This is a genomic window from Bacteroidales bacterium (assembly GCA_018334875.1).
Taxonomy (GTDB): domain Bacteria; phylum Bacteroidota; class Bacteroidia; order Bacteroidales; family UBA12077; genus JAGXLC01.
This window is the reverse complement of record JAGXLC010000322.1, coordinates 1-4,542: the sequence shown is the minus strand read 5'-3', so window position 1 is coordinate 4,542 and position 4,542 is coordinate 1. Positions and strand designations below refer to the sequence as shown.

3 protein-coding genes are annotated in these 4,542 nt (G+C 40.2%); 1 reads left to right on the top strand and 2 read right to left on the bottom strand.

The window, feature by feature from the left end; translation table 11 throughout:
- Positions 1-229: 229 nt before the first annotated feature.
- On the bottom strand, positions 230-1,774 hold the full coding sequence (locus KGY70_17370; GenBank protein ID MBS3776972.1) for a sulfatase: 1,545 nt from the start codon (positions 1,772-1,774) through the stop codon (positions 230-232).
- Between the two features lie 41 nt (positions 1,775-1,815).
- Positions 1,816-3,174, bottom strand: coding sequence for a sugar porter family MFS transporter (locus KGY70_17365; protein MBS3776971.1), 1,359 nt, complete (start codon positions 3,172-3,174; stop codon positions 1,816-1,818).
- A gap of 474 nt (positions 3,175-3,648) precedes the next feature.
- Between KGY70_17365 and KGY70_17360 the strand changes: the two genes are divergently transcribed.
- Positions 3,649-4,542, top strand: an 894-nt coding sequence (locus tag KGY70_17360; protein MBS3776970.1) for a glycoside hydrolase family 97 N-terminal domain-containing protein, incomplete at its 3' end; no start/stop codon positions are given.

The window sequence follows — 4,542 nt, the reverse complement described above, 5'->3', positions numbered from 1 at the left end:
AATAAAGCAACCCATTCGCTATTTTAAGCCGGAAAATTAAAGGGATGTGATCGACAGATTTATTAAAAATGTTGAGGACGGTAAGCAAAGGCCTCTATAATTTAAGCCTGATGGCGAAGCGGTGTATTACAATAGGTTTAAAAATTAAAACGCATTAAGCATTAAAAAAATCAGTGTATTACAAAACAGGTGTATAGGTCTATCAATAATAAATGTAAGGATGGAATTTTCATTTTAATTGTACATTTGGGTTAGGTCTTGGTAATGTTGCATCCACGTCTCGCTGCCATCGATGGAGTTTTTGTTGTAATTCCTTTGCTTTTTTAGGTTTTCTCTTTAATAGATTATTATGTTCACCAATATCTTGATTAAGGTTATACAGTCCCACCTTGTTGTGTTCATAGCATTCGATAAGCTTGTACTTACCCTGGCGGATAGCAGCGGCGGGTCTTCCTCCCTGATTCCCGTAATGCGGATAATGCCAATATAACGCATCTCGTTGCGGTTTACCGGACTGCTTTAAAAGCGGAACTAAGCTCACCCCGTCTTTATGCTGCTGTTTCTTTCGGGGAATATTTGCCATCTCTAAAATGGTAGGGTAAAAATCAGTACTTGTTACCGGAGTATTGCTTACACTCGCCGCTTCAGTAACCCCCGGCCATTTTATAATCATGGGTACTCTGATACCTCCTTCGTATAACCATCCTTTCCCTGCTCTCAAGGGCAAATTAGAAGTAGATGAGCCTTCTGTAGTGGATACTCCTCCATTGTCAGACATGAATATTATAATTGTATTATCATCTATACCAAGCTCTTCCAATTTGTCCAGCAATCTTCCTACATTTTTATCTAAAGTATGCACCATACCGGCATATTGTGGTTGCCCCTGCTGTATCCTGAGTCTCCAGTTGCGTGCATGCAATTCTTCCATCCACGGTTTAGTTTCAATAAACTCTTTCTTTTTATCTAATCCAATGCTATCGGCTTTTTGCTGATAGTTCTTTAGTAAATGGTCTGTGGTCGCAAGCGGAATATGGACCAAATAATAAGACATGAACATGAAGAATGAATTATCCTTGTTTTTTTCCATAAGTTCCAATGCTTCGTCGGTTAGCCGGTTGGGTAGATATTCTCCTTCCGGTCCATCCTCAAGTGTGGGAATTTTGTGAGGGGAAAAATATCCACATTCTCCTATCCATAAATCTTTTTCCGGTTTATAATCGTTATAGTATCCCGGAGAACCACTCCAATATCCGCCAATATTGACATCAAAACCCTGATCCTCGGGATAATACCCTTTGCCACCAAGGTGCCATTTCCCTATAAACGGAGTATTGTATCCTTCTTTTTTGAGAGCTTCTGCTATAGTGGTTTCTGATAAAGGCAGTTTTGCTTTATACGAAGCAGGTAATAAGGGCCGATTCTTTGTCCAATGATTATCAACCCCCTCTGGTTGAGGTCCTCCAAAATAATCGGTAGTGTTCATGCGCGCCGGATACTTTCCTGTCATGATACTCGCACGCGTAGGACTAGACACCGGCCCGGCAGCATAAGCATTCGTAAATCGCATACCTTCGGATGCCAATTTATCCAGATTAGGAGTATCATAGAACGAACTTCCATAGCATTCAAGATCCTTCCAGCCCAGATCATCTGCAAGGATGAAAAGAAAATTGGGTTTTTCTTTTTCATGCTCTTTCGCCAAAGAGGAGTTCCATGCACTCCCTAATGGTAAGGTGCATAAACCATAAATCAAAGTAGTTTTTAAATGCATCACAGTTCCTGAGTTAATCGATTAAAAAAACAAATGATCGCTTATTTTGATGGAATGAGTTCTTTTTCCAGTTGCTCCAGCGATTTTCCTTTCGTTTCAGGAACAACTTTCCAGACAAAAATAACGCCGGCAAAGCAAATAACCGCATATATCCAAAAAGTAAATGATCCGGTTATAGCCTCCATGAGAATAGGGAACGTTAATGTTAAAACATAACATGCGATCCACAAAAACACTGTTGCAGCAGACATGGCCAGACCCCGTATCCTGTTGGGGAAGATCTCTGAAATGACAACCCATACCAGTGGAGCGAGTGACATGGAATAAAAGGCAGCCGTTAATAAGAAAAAAATAAGCAGGAAGACAGGATCTTTCATACCCTGATAAAAGAAAGCTCCTATGAATACATAACAGAGGCCCATTCCAAGTGCGCCATATTTTAAAAGCACTTTTCTTCCTACTTTATCAACCAGACGCATAGCGACCAGAGTGAATACAACATTCACCAAACCAATGATGGTGGTTTGAAAAAGGGCTGCATCCATAGGAACCTCTATACTTTTGAAAATATCAGGCGCATAAAAAAATACCACATTAATGCCAGACCATTGTTGTAAGACCGCAAGAACAATCCCTATCACCAAAAGCTTGCGCAAGCCAGGTTTAAATAATGACTTGACAGTATCTTCCGCCTTGGTTCTGATGTGGTTTAAAGATTCCCTTATTTCAGCTATTTCGCGTTGAACATAAGATTCAGTACCAATACGGCTCAATACCGATTCAGCAGCAGAATGTTTCCCTTTTTTTACAAGCCATCTTGGACTTTCAGGCACAAAAAGCATCGAAAAAGAAAAGATAAAAGCCGGAACGGCTTCCGCCGTGAACATCCATCGCCAATTGTCAGGTAAATCCACCAAAAAATAATTAATAAGATAGGCCACCGCTATACCAATAACAATATTAAGCTGATTAATGGATACCATCTTGCCTCGTATCTGACGGGGAGAAATTTCTGAGATATACATAGGCGCAAGAATGGATGCTGTTCCTACAGCGACACCTCCAAGTACTCTGTAGATGATAAATCCGGTTAAAGTTTGACTCCAGCCGGAACCTATTGCAGAAACAATGAAGAGCAGACCCGCAACAACTAAAATGATTTTACGTCCATAGTTATCACTCAGCTTTCCGGCAAATAAAACTCCTATAATGCAACCAATATACGCACTGCTTACAGCAAAACCTTTACTGGCCTCGGTCAAATCATAATAATCCTGGAGGTAGGGAACCGTACCTGAGATAACCGATATATCATAGCCGAACAACAGCCCCCCCAAAGCCGTAACTACTGTAAGAAAAAGTAACTGGGAAAACCTGTATTCCTTTATCTGTTTTTTCATATAAATGATTGATTAATCCTACTTTACCAAATTTAATTTTCAAAGCTGTTTTTATAATAGCTGGTTTTCATTATTCTTGTTTGGAACTGATTCAAGTCTAAAACAACTGGTGCTTCTTAAAGGAATGTACATGAATCTGCATAGATAAACATCAAAAGAAGCATATTTCCAGGATAATCATTAAAAAAAATCATTCAAAAATTCTAACAATACATTCATGGCAATATTATTAGAAAAGTTACATTACCCTCAAAGGTTATTTGGTAAAATTGAAAGAGTGGCGTAAGAAACGTTTTACTACCCACATAGCAATGGAAAGTACCAATGTTAACCAGAAACGTGTTTTCAATATAACAGATAAAGAGATAGCAAGGAGATATGGTTATGACATTTGATTGAATTTTCATGATGCATTTTTAACTTTTTGTTTTACTTTATATCTCTGAGTTAAATAAGTCAATGAAAAAATATGCCATGAAAGCACCTATTCTCAATCATTTGATTTTTATTGTCACTTTTTCTATCCTGTTTGGATGGAAGGCATCCGCACAAACCTATGAACTTGCCTCTCCTGACGGTTCGGTGGAAGTAAGCATTAACACCGCAGATACCATAAGTTATTTGGTAACCTATAAAGGGGAAAAGGTTTTGCTGGAGTCACCTCTCTTACTTGAATTTAACATGTCACCTCCGCTTGGCCGGTATATGGATGTTGTCAACCAGGAAGAAAAGGTCATCGACAACAGCTGGGAACCTTTGATAGGCCAGCAAAAGGAAATGCGCAACCACTGCAACCAGTTGTATCTTGAAATGGTTGAGGAAAATTTTCCGGGAAGGGAACTGGGAATGTATTTCAGGGCCTATAACGATGGCATTGCCTTTCGTTACTTCCTGCCGAAATTAAAAAGCAAGCGCAATCTTACCTTGACCAGAGAGTACTCCACCTTTCATTTTCCTGATAATTATTCCGCCTGGATGGCCGACTACGGTAGCTTCGCTTCGCATCAGGAAACGGAGTTCTGGAAACATCCACTTTCACATATCAAATCCTCTTCCGCTATCGGGATACCTTTGACTGTCAAGCATGCTGAACATTTGTATACAGCGGTAACAGAAGCCAACCTGGATAACTGGAGCGGAATGTATATAGGCCTGGATGAGCAGACCGTCAAAGGGATACGTCTTCAGTCGCAATTGTCTCCTAAAGGAGGTGACCCTTCGAATGCCGAAAAGGTCAGCATAAGCACGCCACATACCTCTCCATGGCGGGTTTTATTGATTGGTGAAACTCCCGGGGACCTGATTGAATCGGATATTGTGATGAACCTGAACGAGCCCTGTGAAATAGAGGACCCCTCCTGGATAAAA

Bases quoted from the DNA above. Each gene is read 5' to 3' on its own strand.
- KGY70_17365 (MBS3776971.1), bottom strand. From the start codon at position 3,174: ATGAAAAAACAGATAAAGGAATACAGGTTTTCCCAGTTACTTTTTCTT.
- KGY70_17370 (MBS3776972.1), bottom strand. From the start codon at position 1,774: ATGCATTTAAAAACTACTTTGATTTATGGTTTATGCACCTTACCATTA.